General features: G+C 59.0%; 22 protein-coding genes. 12 read left to right on the forward strand and 10 right to left on the reverse strand.

The annotated features are described in order from the left end of the window. Positions 1-173: 173 nt before the first annotated feature. Positions 174-1,832, reverse strand: coding sequence for an ABC transporter permease (locus BSF79_RS18040; RefSeq protein ID WP_090271231.1), 1,659 nt, complete (start codon positions 1,830-1,832; stop codon positions 174-176). Positions 1,833-1,919: 87 nt separating this feature from the next. Between BSF79_RS18040 and BSF79_RS18045 the strand changes: the two genes are divergently transcribed. Next, positions 1,920-2,795, forward strand: a complete 876-nt coding sequence (locus BSF79_RS18045; protein ID WP_090271232.1) for a hypothetical protein — start codon at positions 1,920-1,922, stop codon at positions 2,793-2,795. A gap of 67 nt (positions 2,796-2,862) precedes the next feature. Here the strand turns inward: BSF79_RS18045 and BSF79_RS18050 are convergent, their stop codons facing one another. Then, positions 2,863-3,123, reverse strand: coding sequence for a DUF2312 domain-containing protein (locus BSF79_RS18050; RefSeq protein WP_090271233.1), 261 nt, complete (start codon positions 3,121-3,123; stop codon positions 2,863-2,865). Between the two features lie 139 nt (positions 3,124-3,262). Here BSF79_RS18050 and BSF79_RS18055 point away from each other — a divergent pair, with 139 nt between their 5' ends. Further along, entirely contained in the window at positions 3,263-3,478 is a 216-nt protein-coding gene (locus tag BSF79_RS18055; RefSeq protein WP_090271234.1) for a hypothetical protein, read from the forward strand. 21 nt (positions 3,479-3,499) lie between these two features. Here BSF79_RS18055 and BSF79_RS18060 read toward each other — a convergent pair whose 3' ends face one another. From BSF79_RS18060 to BSF79_RS18070, 3 genes are all read right to left on the reverse strand, one after another. Continuing rightward, a complete protein-coding gene (locus tag BSF79_RS18060; protein ID WP_090271235.1) occupies positions 3,500-5,608 on the reverse strand; it encodes a 3-hydroxyacyl-CoA dehydrogenase NAD-binding domain-containing protein in 2,109 nt (702 codons plus the stop codon). A 111-nt stretch (positions 5,609-5,719) separates the two neighbouring features. Then, entirely contained in the window at positions 5,720-5,935 is a 216-nt protein-coding gene (locus BSF79_RS18065; RefSeq protein ID WP_090271236.1) for a hypothetical protein, read from the reverse strand. Positions 5,936-5,969: 34 nt separating this feature from the next. Next, positions 5,970-6,296 carry a TraR/DksA family transcriptional regulator gene (locus tag BSF79_RS18070; RefSeq protein WP_090271237.1) on the reverse strand — a complete coding sequence of 109 codons (327 nt, stop codon included), beginning with the start codon at positions 6,294-6,296 and terminating at the stop codon, positions 5,970-5,972. Between the two features lie 150 nt (positions 6,297-6,446). Between BSF79_RS18070 and BSF79_RS18075 the strand changes: the two genes are divergently transcribed. The 4 genes from BSF79_RS18075 to BSF79_RS18090 all read left to right on the forward strand — a co-directional run bounded on the left by BSF79_RS18075 (position 6,447) and on the right by BSF79_RS18090 (position 8,696). Then, positions 6,447-7,310, forward strand: coding sequence for an MBL fold metallo-hydrolase (locus BSF79_RS18075; RefSeq protein WP_090271238.1), 864 nt, complete (start codon positions 6,447-6,449; stop codon positions 7,308-7,310). 100 nt (positions 7,311-7,410) lie between these two features. Next, on the forward strand, positions 7,411-7,836 hold the full coding sequence (locus BSF79_RS18080; RefSeq protein WP_090271239.1) for a YeeE/YedE family protein: 426 nt from the start codon (positions 7,411-7,413) through the stop codon (positions 7,834-7,836). After that, positions 7,836-8,267 (forward strand): DUF6691 family protein, encoded by a 432-nt coding sequence (locus BSF79_RS18085; RefSeq protein WP_090271240.1) that lies wholly within the window; start codon positions 7,836-7,838, stop codon positions 8,265-8,267. The genes BSF79_RS18080 and BSF79_RS18085 overlap by 1 nt, the downstream gene beginning before the upstream one ends. 9 nt (positions 8,268-8,276) lie before the next feature. Further along, a complete protein-coding gene (locus BSF79_RS18090; protein WP_090271241.1) occupies positions 8,277-8,696 on the forward strand; it encodes a protein tyrosine phosphatase family protein in 420 nt (139 codons plus the stop codon). A 33-nt stretch (positions 8,697-8,729) separates the two neighbouring features. Here BSF79_RS18090 and BSF79_RS18095 read toward each other — a convergent pair whose 3' ends face one another. The 5 genes from BSF79_RS18095 to BSF79_RS18115 all read right to left on the reverse strand — a co-directional run bounded on the left by BSF79_RS18095 (position 8,730) and on the right by BSF79_RS18115 (position 14,648). Further along, positions 8,730-9,866: a FliM/FliN family flagellar motor C-terminal domain-containing protein gene (locus tag BSF79_RS18095; RefSeq protein ID WP_175545374.1), complete on the reverse strand. Its 1,137-nt coding sequence runs from the start codon at positions 9,864-9,866 to the stop codon at positions 8,730-8,732. Positions 9,867-9,953: 87 nt separating this feature from the next. Then, positions 9,954-12,638, reverse strand: a complete 2,685-nt coding sequence (locus tag BSF79_RS18100) for an ATP-binding protein (RefSeq protein WP_090271243.1) — start codon at positions 12,636-12,638, stop codon at positions 9,954-9,956. Further along, positions 12,638-12,907: a hypothetical protein gene (locus BSF79_RS18105; RefSeq protein WP_090271244.1), complete on the reverse strand. Its 270-nt coding sequence runs from the start codon at positions 12,905-12,907 to the stop codon at positions 12,638-12,640. Before BSF79_RS18105 ends, BSF79_RS18100 begins: the two co-directional genes overlap by 1 nt. After that, a complete protein-coding gene (locus BSF79_RS18110) occupies positions 12,904-13,272 on the reverse strand; it encodes a response regulator transcription factor (RefSeq protein ID WP_090271245.1) in 369 nt (122 codons plus the stop codon). The genes BSF79_RS18105 and BSF79_RS18110 overlap by 4 nt, the downstream gene beginning before the upstream one ends. Positions 13,273-13,340: 68 nt before the next feature. Next, a complete protein-coding gene (locus BSF79_RS18115) occupies positions 13,341-14,648 on the reverse strand; it encodes a helix-turn-helix transcriptional regulator (protein WP_090271246.1) in 1,308 nt (435 codons plus the stop codon). 215 nt (positions 14,649-14,863) lie between these two features. Here BSF79_RS18115 and BSF79_RS18120 point away from each other — a divergent pair, with 215 nt between their 5' ends. The 6 genes from BSF79_RS18120 to BSF79_RS18145 form a co-directional block, all read left to right on the forward strand. After that, positions 14,864-16,210, forward strand: coding sequence for a substrate-binding protein (locus tag BSF79_RS18120; protein ID WP_090271247.1), 1,347 nt, complete (start codon positions 14,864-14,866; stop codon positions 16,208-16,210). A 128-nt stretch (positions 16,211-16,338) separates the two neighbouring features. Continuing rightward, positions 16,339-17,370, forward strand: a complete 1,032-nt coding sequence (locus BSF79_RS18125) for a branched-chain amino acid ABC transporter permease (RefSeq protein WP_090271248.1) — start codon at positions 16,339-16,341, stop codon at positions 17,368-17,370. A gap of 3 nt (positions 17,371-17,373) precedes the next feature. Further along, positions 17,374-18,570 (forward strand): branched-chain amino acid ABC transporter permease, encoded by a 1,197-nt coding sequence (locus tag BSF79_RS18130; RefSeq protein ID WP_090271249.1) that lies wholly within the window; start codon positions 17,374-17,376, stop codon positions 18,568-18,570. Between the two features lie 12 nt (positions 18,571-18,582). Beyond that, complete coding sequence (locus tag BSF79_RS18135; protein ID WP_090271250.1) at positions 18,583-19,338, forward strand: ABC transporter ATP-binding protein; 756 nt, start codon at positions 18,583-18,585, stop codon at positions 19,336-19,338. A gap of 14 nt (positions 19,339-19,352) precedes the next feature. Next, positions 19,353-20,108, forward strand: coding sequence for an ABC transporter ATP-binding protein (locus tag BSF79_RS18140; protein WP_090271251.1), 756 nt, complete (start codon positions 19,353-19,355; stop codon positions 20,106-20,108). A gap of 44 nt (positions 20,109-20,152) precedes the next feature. After that, on the forward strand, positions 20,153-20,676 hold a 524-nt coding region (locus BSF79_RS18145), incomplete at its 3' end, for an acetyl-coenzyme A synthetase N-terminal domain-containing protein (protein ID WP_139246490.1).

Genomic DNA, 20,676 nt, shown 5'->3' on the forward strand with positions numbered 1-20,676 from the left:
CGTGCGACTGGTCCGGAACCGGGCTCGCGCCGTCGCGTGGCGCGTGCCTGACACGCTCAGGGCTACGGCATACGTCTTGCCATGAAGTTAACCCTAGCTCTGTGACAGAATGACTAAAACCCCTTCATTTCAAAAGAATGCGCGCGGAGCCTCCCTGCCCGCGAATCCTGCCCTCAGCGAGAGGCGCGCGCCAGCATTGCCACCGCAACCAGCCCGACACCGATCACCAATATCGCCGCCGGGGCCGCGTTCCCAAGATTTTCAAGCGAGGCCTGATCATGCACGCGCGTCGCCAGCGTGTTGAAATTGAAAGGCCGCAACAACAGCGTTGCAGGCAGTTCCTTGACGCAATCGACGAAGACCAGCAACAGCGCTGATCCAATCGAGCCCCGGATCAGCGGATAATAGATCTGCCCCAAGACCTGCCCCTGCGTGCGCCCCAGCGACCGCGCCGCCATTGGCAAACTAGGCGACACCCGATCCATTGCCGCATCAGCAGCACCCTGAGCAATCGCGAAAAATCGCACCCCGTATGCCAAGACCAGCGCCAGCGCCGACCCGGTCAAAACCAGCCCGATATCAAATCCCGTCAGCGCCTCGACAGCATCGGCCAGCGTGTTGTCCAGCGCAGCCAGTGGGATCAGAATACCCACCCCCAGCACGGCCCCCGGCGCGGCATACCCGATGGTTGTCAGAGGCAGCAACAGACGTGGCAGCGCCCGTCCCGACAGGCGCACACCGTACACCATGAACACTGCGGCAAGCACGGTCAGAACGGCTGCGGTCCCCCCAACCGTCAAAGTATTGATCAACGCGCGCAACAGCCCCGGATCCGACCATCGCTCAGTATTCAGCATAGCATGATGCAAGATTTCCACGGCAGGCAGCGCAAAGCCCATTCCGAACGGGATCAGGCAGGCCAGCGTCGCCAGCCAGCCAGCCATTCCTTTGAGATCGGTCTTGTTGGCAGCCCGATGACTGTTGGACAGGCTGAAGAACCGGATCCTGCGACGGCTGATTTTCTCCAGCGTAACAAGAAAAACCACCAGTACCAGCACAACGCAGGCGATCTGCGCCGCCCCCCCGGCATTGTTACTTTCCAGCCAGACACTGAAAATTCCGGTGGTCAGTGTTTGCACCGCAAAATAATCCACCGTGCCAAAATCATTGACCGTTTCCATCATCACGATCGCCATGCCCGCCGCAATCGCAGGCCGCGCCAGTGGCAGCCCCACCCTGCGGAACCGCTCGAATCCACCGGCTCCCAGCGACTTGGCCACTTCCTCAGATGCGCCGGATTGTTCTCTGAACGCGGCGCGTGCCAGAAGATAGACATAAGGATAAAGTGCCGCCGCCAGCACAATCACCGCCGCCCCCAGAGAGCGGATCTGCGGGAACCAGTAGTCACGCGCAGACTCCCAGCCCATCAAAGCACGCAGCCCTGTCTGCACCGGCCCGGCATACTCCAGAAGATCCACCAACGCATATGCTCCGATATAGGCAGGGATCGCTAGCGGAAGCAGCAGCAGCCATTCTAACCAGCGCGACAACGGAAAACGATAGCGTGTAATCATCCATGCGGCCCCGGTGCCCGCCGCCCCCGCCAACATGCCCACAGACAACATCAGTACCACTGTCGTGCGCAGATACCGTGGAAGGGTCGTCGACAACAGGTGTGGCCAGATATTGTCGCCCGGCGTCAGCGCTATCCACACCACAGCGGCGATCGGCAGCATGACAATAGCGGCAATCACAATGGCTCCGACAGACCACAGGCTTACGCGGTGGTGGCCCGCTTTGATGCGTTGCACATTTGGCGTTGTGTCACTCATGCGGCTTCCTTGCCTGAATCCGGTTTAACTGTCCAGAAAACAGCTTATACTGGCGACAGTTAACGATAGCCACGCCACAGGAGAAGCATGCAGGTCGTTCTTCACGCAGGTGCACATAACACAGATGAAGACAGGCTGATCAAATGCCTTCTGAAGAACAGTGGTGCATTGAGCGAACAGGGCATCGTGGTGCCCGGCCCTTCGCGGTATCGTCGCCTAATCCGGGACACGCTTCAGGCGATGGGCAAGGCCCCGCCCGCCCCGGACGCCCGTGCTCTGCTTTTGGATGCGATCCTCGAAAGCGATCCACCCGATCGGCTGGTGCTATCGAACGAAAATTTCTTTTCTGTCCCCAAATCCGCCATCAACAAGGGCGTTATCTATCCTGGGGCCGAGGAAAAGCTGGCACGATTTTGCGAGCTGTTTGCTGCGGATCAGGTGGAGTTATTCATGGCCATCCGCAATCCGGCCACCTTTCTACCCGCAGTCTTCTCGCAATCTCCGGGCGGCGATTTCATGGATTTCATGGGCGGAACCGATCCGCGCTATATACGGTGGAGCGAACTGATCCTGCGCCTACGCGAGGCCGTCCCTTCGGTGCAGATGACGATCTGGTGCAATGAGGACACACCGTTGCTTTGGGCTCAGTTGATCCGTGACATGGCCGGGCTGGAGCCGAACGCCAAGATCTCTGGCGGGTTTGACCTGCTAAGCGAGATTATGAGTAAAGAAGGCATGAAACGCTTTCGCGCCTACCTCAAAACACATCCGGTGATGAATGAAATCCAGAAGCGAAGGGTGATCGCAGCCTTTCTGGACAAGTTCGCGCTGGAGAACGAGATCGAGCAAGAGGTCGATCTGCCCGGCTGGACAGATGAGCTGATTGAGGACCTCACCGAATTTTACGACGATGATGTTTTCCAGATTTCGCGCATTCCCGGGGTGCAGATGATCGCGACATAATGCAGGGCGTTCAGCCCCCCTGACAGAACCGCCCCGTTCCTTGCCCCCAGCGAACCCCGATCCAGAGTTAGCTCATGCCAAGTGCTTCTTTGTACATTTCCAGAACGGCCTCTTCCTCGGCAATGTCGTTCTGGTCGCGCTTGCGCAGGGCAATTACTTTGCGCATTACCTTTGTGTCGTAACCGCGCCCCTTGGCCTCGGCCATCACCTCTTTTTGCGCGTCGGCAATGTCTTTCTTCTCGGCTTCCAGCCGCTCGAACCGCTCGATGAACTGGCGCAGCTCATCAGCAGTCACCTTGTAGCTATCTTGCAATGTGGTCTCGTCCATGGGCTGCCTCCATCCGGTTTTTCATTTCCCTAACCTTCCCCCGTCCAGCCTGCAAGGTGGCATCTGCGAAATTGCGTCGCGTTGCCATTGCGACGGCAATCGGGTACCCGCAGCATGAAACAGCGTGGGAGAATGGACTATGGAAGGGTTGATCTGGATCGGGGCATTGGTTTCAGTCACCGGGCTGGCGGGGCTGATCTGGTGTATCTTCAAGATCGCCGCTGCCAAGCGCGCTGGACTGAGCGACGAGGCTCTGCGCGCCGCCGTACAAAAAGTAGTACCGGTCAATCTTGGCGCGCTGTTTCTGTCGGTAATCGGACTGATGATGGTTGTGGTTGGCGTTTTTCTCGACTGATAGCATCGCAATCGGGGTCGCTTAACCTGGTATACGCCGCCGGTTGCGCCCTAACCGATTCAGCACATCAAATGCCTCGCCATTGCGCACCAACGCGGCAAAACCGGGGTCTGGCGCAAACAAATCGGGGGCTGTTGGAGCCTGCCGCTTCAGTTCTTGCAGCACAGTGAACAGCCCCGCCATATCGGCCGATTTCATCGGCCCGCCGCGGTGTCTGGGAAAGCCGTGCGCCAGAACCATCACCGCATCGATATCTGACGGTCGCAGCGCGCCCCCTGCGCGCAGCAGCTTTGCGCCCTGATTGGCCATCGCGGCGATGCAGCGCAGCACGATCGCATCATCGTCTATCTGCAGGGGGGACTGCGCAAGCGCGGGGAAAAACCTGCTCAGCACCGGATCTTCGTGAGGTTCTCCGGCGTCCGACCACCGATAAACCCCGTGCCCTGCCCGTTGCCCAATACGCCCTGCCCCGACCAGCGTGGACAGTAGCGCCATGTGCTCACCGGGCAGATCATTATGTCCATGAAGCAAGGCCATCCGCGACAGGGTCACGTCCAGCCCGGCCCGGTCCAGCGCCTGAAAAACACCATGCACCATACCGAATTCCGCCAGTGCGGCATCAATCCTTGTGGGGGCGACACCCTGCACCATCATACCAAAGGCCGCTTCGCGTAGCGCCCACATGAGGGACTCCCCCATCGTCCCGCCACCTGTGCCGGTGCGCACCACCACCTTGCCCAGATCCCCCGAGAAATCCGCCGCCGTCACCAGCGCCTGAGCACTTGTTCGGGCGGAAGGAATAAGCTGAACCAGCGGAGCCTGATGCGCGGGACCGTGAAAATGCAGCCCCAGAACATCGTCGGGCCGCTCCGAGGCGGCCGCAATATCCGACACGGACAGCAAAGCAGAGTTGCTAACCATCACCGCACCTGGCCTGGCTACACGTCCCAATGCGGCAAAGACCTGCTGTTTGGTCTTCATGTTGTCAGACACCGTTTCGATCAACAGATCAGCCTCGGCCAGCCGGACAAGATCGGTGACAAATTCCAGCCGGTTCGACTGATCCACACGGCTCTCTGCGCTCACCTTGCGGGACAGGACCAACTCTCCAAATGCAGCGTCAACACGTTGCTTTGCCGCAGCAACAGCCTCGGCGTTGCGCTCGAACAAGATCACCTTTCGCCCATGCAATAGGCAGGTCACTGTGATTGCCGCCCCCGGAGGACCGCCCCCGACAATCCCGACAACATTGACCGGAAATGCCTTCGCGGCTTGCCGTTCAGGGATATTCGCCGCCCGTCGCTGTGCAAAAAACGCGTGTCGCATTCCGGCAGAGTATTCCGAGAGGCGGCATTCCTCCGCCGCAGCCTCCTCAAAGGCCAACCCCGCCTCGAACGGTAGCAGGATGGCAGCCTCTACGCAGTCCACAAGCTTTTTCTCGACAGGCGGAAGCTTATTGCCAAACCGGGCCCGACATTCGGCGATCTGCGTCTGATACGCAATCGGATCGGCAAAGCCCTCTTCGCTCTCGCGGCCACGCACCCACTCTTCGGGCCGCTCCAGCAGCCGCAGGGCCATCGCAATCGCTGCTGCTTCGGGTGTATCCTGAGCGATCTCATCTGCGAAACCGCGCGCCGCTTCGGACCCTACAATCACGCCCCGCGCTGACAGTAAAACTCCCAACGCTCGCCCCGCTCCCAATAAACGCGCAGCGCGCTGCGTGGCCCCTGCCGACGGGAGCAACCCCAGCGGAAGGCAGGTAATTCCGATCCGCGTCCGCGGATCAACCACTCTCGCATGGGCGGCCAGCGCCAACTCCAACCCGCCGCCCAGCACAACCCCACGCAGCGCGGCGACGACCGGCTTGTCCATCCGTTCAACCGTCAAGCACAAGTCTGACAAAGTCGGCACCTCTTCAGGGTGCTCAAGTTCCCGCATTTCAAGACCGGCAGAAAACATTGCGCCATTCGCAGACAGCACGACCGCGCGCACTTGCCCATCATCGGCACAGGTTTGCAATTGCTGCAACAGCGCCTGTCTGAGCGCTTGAGACAGCAGGTTCTGAGGCCCATTATTTAGCCGCAGACAGGCAATACCATCGTGCAACTCGTATCCAACCAACGCCGACACCAGACCTCCTTGCGCAGCACACCCGCCACAGCATCATCAATACTCTTAAGAGTATGTGCAAAATGCCGAGGCGGAAAGGCAATCTTTTCTGCGGCTTGAGGTACTATTGTTTCAGATTGGCAGGTTGTCGAAGCGCGATTCCGTGGCTTCATCTGTGAGCTGTTCGTCCAGCTCTTGCAGGTGTAGAGGCACTGCGACCCCCGCGATGCGCATCTCTGCGATCACCTTGTGCAGTTCGGACTGAAAGGCCAGCTTACCCGCGTCGTCTGCAGCGGCAATATTGGCCTCCAACATTTTGATTTTGTTCAGGTATAGTTTCTCGTCCATCTCGTCATTCCCTCCTCGGGGTTGCCGCTAAGTTTCAATCGCGTTGGGCGGCGCAGCTCTTACACAATGGCGTCGCGGGCAGAACGTCCAGTCGCTCAGCAGAAATCTGCTCGCCGCACTGAACACAAACTCCATACTCACCGACGCGAATACGGTGCAACGCTGCCCGAATGCGACGAATTTCGTCTTGTCCAGCCTGCCCCAGTTGCTCAAGAACCTCTTCGCCTTCGCGCTCAACGGCCTGCTCATCCCAGTCTTTGGCATGCGGCACCTCAAGCTCGGCTTCAATCGCGTGAAGACGGCTGTCCAATTCTGCCAATCGGGCCAATAGCGCGGCGCGGCGTTGTTCGATAAGTGTCATTTCGCGGTTCTCCTGTTACCACCGAAAACTCGCACAGCCGTTACTGACCCGCTTTGATACACATCAATTCCCGCACAGGGCTCGAATTTCAAACTGGGCTTGCCTCACATGCAGAAAAGCTTATATGTTAAATTAAACGGAGGACGCAACATGAACCCAGTCGTTACCGCCTTCTTTGACGAGGCGACAAACACCATCTCCTATGTCGTGCGCGACCCTTCAGGCAGCGCCTGTGCTGTGATCGATTCCGTGCTGGATTTCGACTACTCTTCAGGGCGCACTGATACCAAATCCGCCGATGCAATCGTCGACTATGTCCGCGCAGAAAATCTGGATGTGCAATGGCTGCTTGAAAGTCATGTACACGCCGATCACCTTTCTGCAGCGCCCTATATTCAGGAACGGGTTGGCGGCAAGATCGGAATTGGCGACAATATCCGTATCGTGCAGGATACGTTCGGCAAGGTCTTCAACGAAGGCACCGAGTTTCAGCGCGATGGCTCGCAATTCGACCAGCTGTTTGTCGAGGGCGACAGCTTTCATATTGGCCAGCTGCGTGGTGATGTGCTGCACACTCCCGGCCACACCCCTGCATGCTTGACCTATGTAATCGGCGATGCCGCATTTGTCGGTGATACGCTCTTCATGCCGGACTTCGGCACCGCGAGGTGTGATTTCCCTGGCGGATCGTCCGAAACGCTTTTTGCTTCGATCCAAAAAATTCTGGCCCTGCCGGATGAAACCCGGATTTTCGTCGGTCATGACTACAAGGCACCCGGTCGCGATGAGTATGCTTGGGAAACCACTGTCGGCGAACAGAAGGCCCGCAATATCCATGTGGGCGCAGGCAAGGATCAAAACGCATTTGTTAAGATGCGTGACGCTCGCGATGCAACTCTTGCGATGCCGAAGCTGATCATTCCATCCCTTCAGGTCAACATGCGCGCGGGTCAAATGCCGCCTGCGGATGAAAAAGGGGATGTGTTCCTCAAGGTGCCGATCAACAAATTGTAACTCCGGCCCGCCTGCCGGGCCACTCTCACCAAGGCCGCGCTGGGGCGAACACAGACGCGGTCTTTTCCACCACTCACGGACGATAACAGGAAACATCACAATGCAGGAAGATTGGATCTGGGGTTTGATTGGCGGTTTGCTGATCGGCTCAGGAGGGGCAGTATACCTTCTGGCTAATGGCCGCATCATGGGGGCCAGCGGTATTCTTGGTGGCCTCGTGGATCGCAGCGGCTGGGACAGCTGGAAAGAGCGCGCGGCCTTTTTGGCAGGGGTGTTCCTGCTGCCGATACCACTTTATCCTCTCTACCGGGCCGTTGACACACATATCACCAGCAATTTCGCCGTGATCGTTGCGGCAGGCCTCCTTGTGGGGATCGGAACGCGCTTTGCCAATGGCTGCACCTCTGGACACGGCGTCTGCGGAATCTCGCGCTTTTCACTGCGCGGAATCGTGGCCACTGTATTCTATATCGGGGCTGGCGGCATTGCCGTCATCCTGTTCCGTCATCTTCTGGGGATTGTCTGATGCGTCTGATCTATGCGTTCATCGCGGGGGGCCTGTTTGGGGCGGGCCTGTTTATCTCTGGCATGACGGACACGGCTAAGGTGCAGGGTTGGCTGGATGTATTTGGGGACTGGGACCCAACGCTGGCCTTTGTCATGGGCGGGGCGATCATTCCCATGGCCATCGCCTGGGCTTTCGTTCCGGGGCGTAAGCCTTTGGTCGGAGGCGATTTTCCGACCCCGCCCGAACCCAAGATCGGCCGCGATCTGGTGCTGGGTTCGGTCCTGTTCGGCTTCGGCTGGGGGTTGGCGGGCCTGTGCCCGGGGCCATCCATTGCATCGCTTTCCTATGGCGGCCCGGGGCACTGGGTGTTTGTCGCGGCAATGTTGGCAGGGATGTATCTTGCGCCGATGTTGCGGCTGAGGCTGGACAGGGCCCTGCCCGCAGAATAAAGCTGCCGTATGGATATCCGTCAGATCACGCCCCGCTATTCCGTGTCGCCGCAAATCAGTGCAGAGGATCTGCCTGCGATCAAGGCGGCCGGGTTTGCCCGCGTGATCTGCAACCGCCCGGATGAAGAGGTTCCAGCCTCACATCAGGCGGCGGCCATCGCCGCCGCCGCACAAGATGCCGGGCTGGATTTCGTGATCCTGCCCCTCACACATCAGACCATGACACCTGAGCGTGTGGCGCAACAATCCGGTGCGATTGATACAGCCGATGGGCCTGTTCTGGCCTATTGCGCTTCAGGCACACGCTGCTCGGTGATCTGGGCTTTGTCGCAGGCAGGACACCGTTCGGCGGATGAGATCCTAAGCATGACCGCTGCGGCGGGGTATATGCTTGATCAGCTGCGCCCCCGACTGGAAAATCAAGGCTGAACGCAGCTTGGTCTGATCGTTCGCATACATGCTTCATGACTGCAGCGCGGGCGCGGGATAGAGTCCCTGTTCGTGCTCTTCGAGAAGATCAAGCCCTAGCTCGGACAACAAGGCCTCTGTGTCCTGTGTCAGAGAAGCCCCTTCTTCGGCACCGTCGCCCAAAAGCGGTATCTCCGTCGCAGCCATCGGCACGTCTGCAGGCCGCGCCATCCGTGGTTTTTTCTTTTGCTCGATTAGCCCAGCATCTGCCAGATCGACCGAAACCTGCTCAGAAGCTTCACCCTCCGGGGCCTGTTCAGCGGAGTTTGGTGCCCCCAATGCTGTCAATCGCAACGCCCGGTTCCCGTTGATCTGTCCCAGACTGCCCGAGGCCACCACTTGTCGGCCAACGCCTTCCAACTGCACCTCGGCCAATGCGCGCGGTGGAATCATCAACACATCCCCAACCCGTAGCTGCCCAACCTCTTCCAGCGACATCGCCCGCCGCAGCAGCACCGCGTCCAGCTTCGCCTTTGCCTCCATCAGACCGCGCCCCAGCCCCGCATCTTGTGCATCGACTTTGCTCTCAGGCGCGGGTTGGAATACTGGATCGGGGCGCGGCAAGGCCAAAAGAACCTCGCCCTTCCGATCTCCGTCACCAATATCAAGCGTCAGGTGAAACGTCTCAAACGTGGTCGCGGTCAAGGCTACACCCAAAGCGCGCTTTTCCTCGACCCAACTGGCAAAGCGAAAGCCTTTGGTCCAAGAGGCATCTTCTTGACGGGCAAGCTCCGCCTCGAACTCGCGCAGCGTGCCATCGACCAGCGGCATCGAAATCGCCGCGTCAGTCCGTGTCGTCGGACGCATTTGCGCCGAGCGTGAAATAATATACCCGATGGTCTGGGTTTCAATCAACGCGGTCAGAATCTGAAGGTCCAGCACCATAACCCCGCGCACCTGCCCCGGAGCCTCAACACAGACCATCAACCCGCTTTCGTCGAGCATCGCCATCAGTGAGCCGTGGTCGGTCCGAAACCGTTCTACCCCAGAAACTGCCAGCGGCAGCGACAGCCCCACTTCGGCAGTGCGGCACAGTGCCAACCGCAAGGCCCGACGTGGAGACATGACGCGCGCCTCATGCCACTCTTTCGAGGCCGCCGTCTTGCGGCGCAGAACTGTATCTGAACGCATGCTACCCATGACCTCTGCACCGCTTCTGCGGATCCTTCAGGCCACTCTAGGACGACAGAAGTTACCACAGTCTTTACAGTCACAGGTTTATTGCGCTGCAAGGCTGACTTTCATTGGCAGGCTGACCCTAAATGCAGCCCCTCCCTGCCCCGGAAGATAGGTGATTGCCCCACCCAAGCGCGCCATGATTTCACGGCAGATCGCCAAGCCAAGCCCCGCACCCCCAGCCTTCTGGTCGCTGACGCGGCTAAACTTTTCGAAAATCAATCCCTGAGCCTGCGACGGAATACCCGTGCCATTGTCGACGAAGTCGATGATCAGATAGCCATCGCGCTCCAGCACACGGATCGTTAGTTCGGGCCTATCTGCGTCGCAATATTTCTGGGCATTGGCAATCAGGTTGATGAACACTTGGCTCAAACGGTCAAGGTCGGTCTGCATCTGCACGGCCTCGCTGCCTCTTTTACGAATGATCCGCAAACTGCTGCTTTCCGCTCCAGTCGCCGACGCCGCATGATCCAGCACCTCTGACAACACCCCACGCTGGATATTCAGGCTGACCTGACCATTCTCCAGCACACTCAGGTCCAGCAAATCATCCAACAGCCTGGTAAGACGGATCGCCTCGCTATGAATGATCGAGGCGTATTTGGTCAGTTCAGCCTCGCTCAACCCGTCGGCATCGCGCAGGATTTCCGAAAATGCCCGGATCGAGGTCATCGGCGTACGCAACTCATGACTGATCTGGCTTAGGAACGCATCTTTCTGCACCGACAATTGCGTCAGCTTTTCATTTGCCGCCCGCAGTTGCCGCGCAGTGCGGGTCAACTCGGTCGATTTTACCTCAAGTTGGCTGGAATACTCCATCATCTGCGCGGTTTCGTCAGCCACTGCCAGCAGATCCTCAACCGATACAGTCGCCCGCCCCATGATCTGCGCCACCATTGCATGCGCCGTCGCCGCCCCGACCGATCCGGACAGCTCACGCTCCAGAGTTTGCAGGAAATCGGGCGTCGGTTCTGGCAAATACCCGACCAGCCCCTGCGCCTCGGCCTCACGCTGGAACAGGCTTTGCGCCTCGACCGGACCGAGGATGCGCTGCGCCATCACCATCAGATCTTCGGACTGTGCCACGCCACCGGACCAGCCCTGCGGATTTCCGGAATGCTGGAACACGTTGACGAACTGCGCGCCCTGTAATCGCTCCAGCGGTTCGGGAAAACTCAGTAGCGACATCAGGATAAACGTCCCCGCGTTCAGCGACATCGACCACAGCACCGCGTGCACCACCGGGTCCAACCCGGCAATGCCAAACAACGCCTGCGGCCGCAGCCACCCCAACCCCATCGGGCCTTGCTGCATCAAGCCGGTACTTAGAAACACATCCGCGCCGAAACTGGGCAAAAACAAGCTGTAAACCCAGACGGAAAACCCAACCCCCAACCCGGCTAATGCACCGATCCGCGTGGCCCCGCGCCAGAAAATGCCGCCCAGAAGCGCAGGCAAAAACTGCGCCACCCCAGCAAAGGAAATCAGCCCGATGGCGGCGAGCGCCTCGCCCCCACCGGAAAACCGGTAATAGGAATACCCAAGCGCCAGAACCCCCGCGATCGACAGTCGCCGCGCCAGCAACACTACATGGCGCACATCGCCCGAGATCATCGCCCCGCCACCGGTCAGGCCCAGCCAGATCGGCATCACGACATGGTTCGATACCATCGTCGACAGCGCAATCGCCGCCACGATGACCATTGACGTGGCCGAGGAAAACCCGCCCAGGAACGACAGCATCGCCAAACCATCCTGCCCTTGGCTAAGCGGGACGGTCAGCACGAACTGATCCGGATTGGCGCCTTCAGGCATCAATTCGAGCCCCATCACCGCGATCGGCACCACAAACAGACTCATCAGCATCAGATATGTTGGAAAGGCCCAACTGGCCGTGCGCAGGTGGTTTTCATCCTCATTCTCCACCACCAGCACCTGAAACATCCGCGGCAGGGTCAGGAACGCCGCTGCAGACAGGAAAATCAGCGCGGTCCAGCGTCCCCCCTGTACCTGCCACTGACCAATGTCCGATGCATCGATCCGCGCAAGGGTCTGACTGACGCCACCACCCACGCCCCAGACAACAAACACCCCGACCGCCAACAAGGCAAACAGCTTGACCACCGCCTCCAGTGCAATAGCCATGACCACGCCATGGTGACGCTCGTTAGCATCCAGATTGCGCGTGCCAAACAGAACGGTAAACAGCGCCAACCCCACTGCCACCCAAAGGGCCGTGATTTTGCTGTCGGCAAATTGCATCACCTGCGGATCGGACTGGGCGAAGCTGGCAAAAGACAGTGTTACCGATTGCAGTTGCAGCGCGATATAGGGCGTGGTGCCGATCACCGCCACGCAGGTCACACAGACCGCCAGCAGGTTCGATTTGCCATACCGCGAGGAAATCAGATCCGCGATCGAGGTAATCCTCTGGGTGCGCCCGATCCGCACCATTTTGCGCAGTCCCCACCACCAGCCGATCATCACCAGTGTTGGACCGATGTAGATCGTCAGATATTCCAGCCCCGACCGCGCCGCATAGCCCACCGCACCATAAAACGTCCATGCCGTGCAGTAGATTGATAGCGACAGCGTATAGACGATCGGCGAGCGCAACCACCCGCCGCGCCCGCGCAGTGCCGCACGCTCAGCCAGAAATGCCACCGCAAACAGCAGCGCAACATAGCTTAGGCAGACTGCAACAAGGATATTCAGCGTTGCCACTAGGGGCCCTCCGCAGGATCGCCCTCGGCCCCTTCGTTCAGCCAAAGAGACAAGAACAGCGCCACCGCCGACAGCACGATCCATACCCCGAACACATAGAGCATCGCACGCGAGGTCGAAACGCCGTGGTCTCCCCCCGGAGCGGCCCAAAGCAACGGCACCCCCCACAGCATCGCGCCAATCACCGGCAGCATTCGCGCCGCATCCATCACCCGGCGCAACCGATAACTGCGGCGCTCCAGAAACAGCGTCGGGCGCTTCTTGCTCATTGCGGCACCAACTCGCGCAACACTTCCAGCACCTCGGCGTTGGAAAACGGTTTGGTCATGAACCGGCTGGCCCCGATCCGCTCGGCCAGCTCGCGATCCTTGATCTGCCCGCGCGCGGTCAGCATCAGCACCGGCAATGTCTGCGTCACCGGATCGTGACGCAACTCGGTCAAGATATCATATCCGCTTTTACCCGGCAGCATCACATCCAGAATCACCAGATCGGGCGCCTTGCGGCGCACCACCTCCACTGCGTCATGACCATTTGAATGAGTATCCACCGTCCAGCCATCGCGCGACAGAATAAAACTGATCGCCTCAATGATGTTCGGCTCATCCTCGATCACAAGGACACGTTTGCCCATGCCATCGTCCCCCCTGAGCGTCCGTCACATGTTACTTCGGCTATTTATCGCCAAGTTTCGGCGACAAGTCAAAACCCATCCGTCAGGATCGACGGCTCACGCCGTCCCGCACAGGCCTCGCGCGGGCAAATCCTGCAACTGACACCGACCTCTTTGGGTCTGTCCTGCAAGCGCACCTGCGTCTCAACCGGCAGGATCAGCATATGGGCCTCGAACAGCGGCTCCTCCTCGAAGCTGACTTCGGTGGCAGGCTGCGCAATTGCATAGGTACGAAACACGCCGCCGCCGCGTCCGGCCTGCTGCACCACTTGGCGGATTGGCACCATCGGCCGCGACAGTGCTTGAAACAGCGGCCACAGCGGACAGGCCGCGCCAAACCGTGGCAGCGCAAAGCCTGGCAGCGCCTTGCGCAGCACCAACGTGCCTGAGGCATCACAGCTGACCATCCCCACGGGCGCCTCGCCGTCGCGCGCAGGCAATTCCGCCAGCCGACGCATCGCTAACGGCAAGCTAACCCCAAACCGAAGCGCCAATGCTGACGGGTCCGGCCCCAACTCGGCGCGGGCCTTCAGCGCCTGCTCCAGCGGCATTTTCCGCGCATCCTCCACATAGCGCTCAAGATACGCCCGCGCTAAAGACCGTCCCGCCGCAGATTGAAGCACCTCGGCCGCCTGCACGACAGCCTCAGGTGTGCCTCCGGGCTTTTCCAGTTCGGCAAAGTGATGCTCCGCCTCGACAAGAAAGGCCTCCAGCTCTTCCTGCGGAGATCCAAGCTTGGTCTCGGCTTCAACTTCACCGTCCAGATACGCCACCAATGCCTGAGAGCTTTGCGCCAGCCGCTGTGCATCTTCATTTATGTTGCGATGAAAGCGATCGCGCCATTCGGGTTCCAGCCCGGCAGTTTCGGCCAAAATACCTGCGGTCGAGCGGATCGCCGTCACAGTCGACAGCATTTCATGCATCGAAGCCGCCAGATGCGGATCATGAGTCAGCCGGTCGGTCAACGTCTCGACCGTGCGCTCTAGCTCCAGCACCCGTTGATGCCGCCGCGCCAAGAGCACCGCCCAGCCGGGGAACCGCCCGGCGAAATCCTCCAGCGCATCCGGTTCGGCCGCAGCACCGGGGTCAGCAGCGCGCGCCTCGCGCAGGGTCGCAATCAGCGCCGCTTCAGCCCCTTCGGTCAATGATGACGGCTCGACCCCCAGTGCGGATGCCAGCGCCAGCAACAGCTTTCCACCGATTCTGCGCCGGTTATGTTCGATCAGATTCAGGTAGGATGCCGAGATACCGACCGTTCTGGCCAGATCAGCCTGCCTCAGCCCCTGCATGATCCGACGCTCGCGGATCCGAGACCCAGTCAACTGACGTTGCGACATTTTCTTTTCCTATCAATTTCAATGCGTTTCTGCACCGCGGAAAAATTTCTTTACACAGCATACTACGGTATTGTGGATTAGTTTACAAAAAAATCGTTTCGTTAAAAGCCATTGTTGCGAAATTTTCTTTTACGGCGTGATAATGAATTTGCACAATAGTGCGCGTGGGGTCGCAGAGGAGGCGCACTCCACACTTCACGAAACGGGAGGATTCCATGTCCAAAACCAACCTGACTCGCCGCGGCGTGCTCAAAACCGGTGCCGTTGCTGGCGCTGGTCTGGCGCTGCCAACGTATCTGAGCGCCGCAAGCCACAGCGGCTTTACCAACGCGCCAACCGGTAGCACAGTGACCCTTGGCTTCAACGTGCCGCAGACCGGCCCCTATGCAGACGAAGGTGCAGACGAGCTGCGCGCGTTTGAGCTGGCGGTCGAACATCTGAACGGCGGCGGTGACGGCGGAATGCTGAACACCTTCAGCTCGAAAGCGCTGCAAGGCAACGGCATCATGGGCAAAGAGGTCAAATATGTGACCGGTGACACCCAGACCAAATCAGATGCTGCGCGCGCATCGGCCAAGTCGATGATCGAAAAAGACGGCGCAATCATGATTTCGGGCGGATCGTCCTCCGGTGTGGCTGTGGCTGTTCAGGGCCTCTGCCAAGAGGCTGGCATCATTTTCATGGCGGGTCTGACCCACTCGAACGACACGACCGGCAAAGACAAAAAAGCCAACGGGTTCCGCCACTTCTTCAACGCCTACATGTCGGGCGCCGCACTGGCACCCGTGCTGCAGAAACTCTACGGTTCTGAGCGTCGCGCCTATCACCTGACGGCCGACTACACTTGGGGCTGGACCCAGCAGGAATCGATTGCAGCCGCGACCGAAGCCATGGGATGGCAGACCGTCAACAACGTGCTGACCCCGCTGGCTCAGACCGATTTCTCGTCCTATATCGCGCCGGTTCTGAACTCGGGCGCCGATGTTCTGGTCCTGAACCACTACGGCGGAAACATGGTCAACTCGCTGACTGCGGCTGTACAGTTCGGTCTGCGCGACAAGCAGGTGAACGGCAAGAACTTTGAAATCGTCGTGCCGCTCTACTCCGAGCTGATGGCAAAAGGCGCTGGTGCCAACATTAAAGGCATCCTTGGCTCGACCAACTGGTCGTGGACCCTGCAGGATGAGGGCACCAAAGCGTTCGTGAAATCCTTCGGCACTAAATACGGCTTCCCGCCGTCGAACGCGGCTCAGACCTGCTATGCACAGACCATCCTCTATGCGGATGCTGTGGCGCGGGCCGGTTCGTTCAACCCCTGTGCCGTTGTCGAGGCTCTGGAAGATTTCGAGTTCGACGGTCTGGGCAATGGCAAGACCTTCTATCGCGGTGCAGACCACCAGTGCTTCAAAGACGTGCTGGTGATGCGCGGCAAGGAAAACCCTGCCAACGAGTATGACCTGCTGGAAATCGTCGAAGTGACACCGCGCGGTCAGGTCGAATACGCCCCTGATCACCCGATGTTCGCGGGCGGCGCGCTGGGTGCCTGCAACCCGGGCGCTTAATCTACGGCCAACTCGGGGTCGCGCCTTGCGCGCGCCCCCGTTTCAGACAGCGTGCCCAAGGGCGCGCTCTGTCTGTGTGCCTGTCTGCGACGGCGGTCGCCAATTTATAAAAACCCAAGGTGGGGACAATGGACGCAATCATCCTGCAAATCCTGAACGGGCTCGACAAGGGCTCAGCCTATGCGCTGATCGCGCTGGGGCTTACGCTAATCTTCGGCACATTGGGGGTTGTGAACTTCGCCCACGGTGCGTTGTTCATGATCGGCTCGTTCTGTGCCGTGACTCTGTCGAAAATCCTCAACCTGAGTTTCGAAACCATCGATCCAACAAGGACTGACTTTCTTGGCAATCCGGCCAAGATCAAAACTCCCTATATCGAAAGCTGGTTCGGCCCGGAAACCGGGGCAGCGATCATCGACTGGGCGGTGCCTTTGTCGATCCTGTTTTCGATCCCGATAATGATCAGCATCGGTTTCATCATGGAACGCGGCCTGATCAAGCACTTCTACAAGCGCCCTCATGCCGATCAGATCCTCGTGACATTCGGCCTAGCCATCGTGCTGCAGGAAGTCATCAAGTATTTCTATGGGGCCAACCCTATTCCCACCCCCGCGCCCGACGCGTTTCGTGGTTCGTTCGATTTCGGCGCCCTTCTGGGGATTGATCCCAACGTGATCATCTATCCCTACTGGCGTCTGGTCTATTTTGCCTTCTCTGCGGTCATTATCGGCGGTGTCTTTGCCTTCCTGCAATTCACCACCTTCGGCATGGTCGTGCGCGCAGGCATGGCAGACCGCGAAACCGTGGGCCTACTGGGTATCAACATCGACAAGCGCTTTACGATCATGTTCGGCCTTGCGGCAGCCGTCGCGGGACTTGCGGGGGTGATGTATGCGCCAATCAACTCTCCGAACTACCACATGGGTATGGATTTCCTCGTACTCAGCTTTGTTGTGGTGGTCGTCGGCGGCATGGGCAGCCTGCCCGGTGCTGTTCTGGCCGGTTTCATGCTGGGTATTCTGGAAAGCTTTTCCTCGATGAACGAGATCAAATCGCTGTTCCCCGGCATTGACCAGATCATCATCTACCTCGTCGCTATTATCATTCTGCTGACACGTCCGCGTGGCCTGATGGGCCGCAAGGGCGTGATGGAGGACTAATCCATGCTGGGTCTCACCAAAAAAGACGCCACTTTGCTGCTGGTCGTCGCCGTTCTGGCGCTCTGCGCGCCCTTTATCCTAAACCCCTTCCCCGAAGGCAGCGCCATGGCGCAGTTCAACGCGGGTTACCCTGACTTGATGCAGCGGTTTGTGATCTTTGGCATCTTTGCCATCGGCTTCAACATCCTGTTTGGCCTGACGGGCTATCTTTCCTTTGGTCACGCGGCCTTTCTGGGCGTCGGTTCCTATTCCGCCGTCTGGATGTTCAAGCTGCTCAGCATGAACGTGATCCCCGCCATCATGCTGTCGGTCATCGTCTCAGGCCTGTTCGCTCTGCTGATCGGGTTCGTCAGCCTGCGTCGTTCGGGAATCTATTTCTCGATCCTGACGCTGGCCTTCGCACAGATGAGCTTCAATCTCGCCTATTCGGTGCTGACGCCCATTACAAACGGCGAAACCGGCCTCCAACTGACACTGCAGGACCCGCGCGTTCTGGGCCAGTCGGTGTCCGAAACCGGCGGCATCCCCGTAACCTCGCTGTTCGGGATCGAGCTGCGCTCGACCTATCAGATGGATCTGGGGGCCTGGCTGTTCCAGTTTAATGTCGGCTACTATCTCTGTGCTGTAATGCTGCTGCTTGCCTTCTATCTGGCGATCCGCATCTTCCGATCGCCCTTCGGCATGATGCTGCGCGCGATCAAATCGAACCAGCACCGAGTCAACTATACCGGCCTGAATCCGCGGCCCTATACTTTGGCGGCCTTCGTGATCTCGGGCATGTATGCCGGTCTTGCCGGTGGCCTGATGGCGTCAATGGATCCGCTGGCAGGTGCCGAACGGATGCAATGGACCGCGTCGGGCGAGGTCGTTCTGATGACCATCCTCGGCGGTGCCGGCACCCTGATCGGTCCGGTTCTGGGCGCAGGCTTCATCAAGTATTTCGAGAACATCTTCTCGAAGATCAACGACAACGTTCTGCATGGCTGGTTCAGCCTGCTGCCTGATGGGTTGGAAAACCTAATTGTCGGGGTGCTCCACCCCTTCATCGGCAAAGGCTGGCATCTGACGCTGGGCATTCTGTTCATGCTGGTGGTGATCTTCCTGCCCGGCGGGCTTGTCGAAGGTGGTCAACGCATTGCCCGGCTGTTTCGCCGCGGCAAAGCCGACCAGACCGACACCACAACCAAACCTGCGGAATAAGGAGAGCACATCATGGGTATCCTTGAAGTCAAAGGCGTCAACAAACGCTTCGGCGGGTTGCAAGCTCTGGGCAATGTGAACCTCAGCGTTAAGGAAAACACGGTCCACGCCATCATCGGACCAAACGGTGCGGGCAAATCCACTCTGCTGAACGTTCTGGTGGGCAAGCTGATCCCCGACACGGGATCGGTGATGTTCGACGGGCAGTCTGTGCTGGGGCGCAAGCCGTATCAGATCAACCAGATGGGCATTTCGCGGGTATTTCAGACGCCCGAGATTTTCGGCGACCTGACGGTGTTCGAAAACGTGATGATCCCCTGCTTTGCCAAGCGCGACGGCGCGTTCAAGCTGAACGCCGTCGGTGATATGCTTGGCCAGAAAGATCTGATCGAAAAAGCCGAACAAATGCTGATCGACGTCAATATGATAGACAAGCGAAACATGCATTCGGCCTCGATGTCACGCGGCGACAAGCGGCGGCTGGAAATGGCGATGTGTCTGGTACAGGAACCAAAACTCCTGCTGTTGGACGAACCCACCGCAGGCATGGCGCGCGCCGACACCAACAACACCATCGATCTGCTGAAAGAGATCAAGGCAAAGCGTGACATTACCATGGCGATCATTGAACATGACATGCATGTGGTGTTTTCGCTCGCCGACCGGATCACCGTTCTGGCCTTGGGCACGCCCTTGGTCGAGGACGCGCCGGAAAACATCAAGGGCAATCCCAAGGTACGCGAAGCGTATCTGGGCGAAAGCGCGTAACAGGAGAAACCAACATGAACGTCAAACCCGATTTCTCCAAAGGCAAGAACCTCGCCGAAACCGCCCCCGCCTTTCTGTCTGTGTGGGATATCCACGCATATTACGGCGAAAGCTATATCGTTCAGGGTGTCAGCTTCAACGTGCACGAGGGCGAAATTCTAGCACTGCTAGGCCGAAACGGGGCGGGCAAAACCTCGACCCTGCGTGCGATCGCCCGGATGGATGACCCGCAGATTACCAAGGGCGAGGTCTGGCTGGATCACCAGCCACTACACCTGAAACGGGCCTATGAGGCGGCACAACTGGGCATCGGGCTGGTGCCCGAAGACCGCTGCATAATCCCCGGCCTGACAGTTGAAGAAAACCTCAAACTTGCACAGATTGCCCCGCCCATCGGCTGGTCGATCGAGCGCCTGTACGAGCTATTCCCGCGTCTGGGCGAGCGGCGCAGCCAAGAGGGCGTAACGCTTTCGGGTGGTGAACAGCAGATGCTGGCCATTGCCCGTGCCTTGGCGCGCGACATCAAGGTTCTGCTGTTGGATGAGCCCTACGAAGGCCTTGCCCCAGTGATTGTAGACGAGATCGAGCGAACCCTGCGCACCATCAAGGAACAAGGCATCACCACCGTTATTGTCGAACAAAACGCCGTGCGCGCGCTGGAACTTGCCGACCGCGCGGTTATCCTTGACACTGGCACCATCGTTTTTGATGGATCTGCCGCCGAAGTGCTGCAAAATAAGGAATTGCGCGAAGAATATCTAGCCATCTAGTTTCCGCCAAAGCGCCACACGCCACTCAAAGACCGAGGTTTCCAATGTCCGAAAAAACTCACGCAGTTCCTTCCGCTTTTGCGGGTGATGCGCATGTTGATGCGTCTGGTTATGCGTCGCTTTATGCGGCGTCGGTTTCGGATCCTGAGGGGTTCTGGGGCGAGCAGGGCAAGCGTCTGGACTGGATCACGCCCTATACGAAGGTCAAGAACACCTCCTTTGCGCCGGGTCAGATTGATATCAAATGGTACGAAGACGGCGTTCTGAATGTCGCTGCCAATTGCATTGACCGTCATCTGGCGACGCGCGGCGATCAGACCGCGATCCTGTTCGAGCCCGACGATCCCGCCACTCCGGCGCAGCATATCAGCTATAAAACGCTGCACGAAAAGACCTGCCGGATGGCCAATGTGCTGTTGTCGCAGGGCGTGATGCGCGGCGACCGGGTGGTGATTTACCTGCCGATGATCCCCGAGGCGGCCTATGCGATGCTGGCCTGCGCCCGGATCGGTGCGGTGCATTCGATTGTTTTTGCGGGGTTTTCCCCCGATGCCCTGGCCAACCGGAT

This window comes from Thalassovita taeanensis (assembly GCF_900110775.1).
Classification (GTDB): domain Bacteria; phylum Pseudomonadota; class Alphaproteobacteria; order Rhodobacterales; family Rhodobacteraceae; genus Litorimicrobium; species Litorimicrobium taeanense.

Bases quoted from the DNA above. Each gene is read 5' to 3' on its own strand.
- BSF79_RS18040 (WP_090271231.1), bottom strand. From the start codon at position 1,832: ATGAGTGACACAACGCCAAATGTGCAACGCATCAAAGCGGGCCACCAC.
- BSF79_RS18045 (WP_090271232.1), top strand. From the start codon at position 1,920: ATGCAGGTCGTTCTTCACGCAGGTGCACATAACACAGATGAAGACAGG.
- BSF79_RS18050 (WP_090271233.1), bottom strand. From the start codon at position 3,123: ATGGACGAGACCACATTGCAAGATAGCTACAAGGTGACTGCTGATGAG.
- BSF79_RS18055 (WP_090271234.1), top strand. From the start codon at position 3,263: ATGGAAGGGTTGATCTGGATCGGGGCATTGGTTTCAGTCACCGGGCTG.
- BSF79_RS18065 (WP_090271236.1), bottom strand. From the start codon at position 5,935: ATGGACGAGAAACTATACCTGAACAAAATCAAAATGTTGGAGGCCAAT.
- BSF79_RS18070 (WP_090271237.1), bottom strand. From the start codon at position 6,296: ATGACACTTATCGAACAACGCCGCGCCGCGCTATTGGCCCGATTGGCA.
- BSF79_RS18075 (WP_090271238.1), top strand. From the start codon at position 6,447: ATGAACCCAGTCGTTACCGCCTTCTTTGACGAGGCGACAAACACCATC.
- BSF79_RS18080 (WP_090271239.1), top strand. From the start codon at position 7,411: ATGCAGGAAGATTGGATCTGGGGTTTGATTGGCGGTTTGCTGATCGGC.
- BSF79_RS18085 (WP_090271240.1), top strand. From the start codon at position 7,836: ATGCGTCTGATCTATGCGTTCATCGCGGGGGGCCTGTTTGGGGCGGGC.
- BSF79_RS18090 (WP_090271241.1), top strand. From the start codon at position 8,277: ATGGATATCCGTCAGATCACGCCCCGCTATTCCGTGTCGCCGCAAATC.
- BSF79_RS18095 (WP_175545374.1), bottom strand. From the start codon at position 9,866: ATGCGTTCAGATACAGTTCTGCGCCGCAAGACGGCGGCCTCGAAAGAG.
- BSF79_RS18105 (WP_090271244.1), bottom strand. From the start codon at position 12,907: ATGAGCAAGAAGCGCCCGACGCTGTTTCTGGAGCGCCGCAGTTATCGG.
- BSF79_RS18110 (WP_090271245.1), bottom strand. From the start codon at position 13,272: ATGGGCAAACGTGTCCTTGTGATCGAGGATGAGCCGAACATCATTGAG.
- BSF79_RS18115 (WP_090271246.1), bottom strand. From the start codon at position 14,648: ATGTCGCAACGTCAGTTGACTGGGTCTCGGATCCGCGAGCGTCGGATC.
- BSF79_RS18120 (WP_090271247.1), top strand. From the start codon at position 14,864: ATGTCCAAAACCAACCTGACTCGCCGCGGCGTGCTCAAAACCGGTGCC.
- BSF79_RS18125 (WP_090271248.1), top strand. From the start codon at position 16,339: ATGGACGCAATCATCCTGCAAATCCTGAACGGGCTCGACAAGGGCTCA.
- BSF79_RS18130 (WP_090271249.1), top strand. From the start codon at position 17,374: ATGCTGGGTCTCACCAAAAAAGACGCCACTTTGCTGCTGGTCGTCGCC.
- BSF79_RS18135 (WP_090271250.1), top strand. From the start codon at position 18,583: ATGGGTATCCTTGAAGTCAAAGGCGTCAACAAACGCTTCGGCGGGTTG.
- BSF79_RS18140 (WP_090271251.1), top strand. From the start codon at position 19,353: ATGAACGTCAAACCCGATTTCTCCAAAGGCAAGAACCTCGCCGAAACC.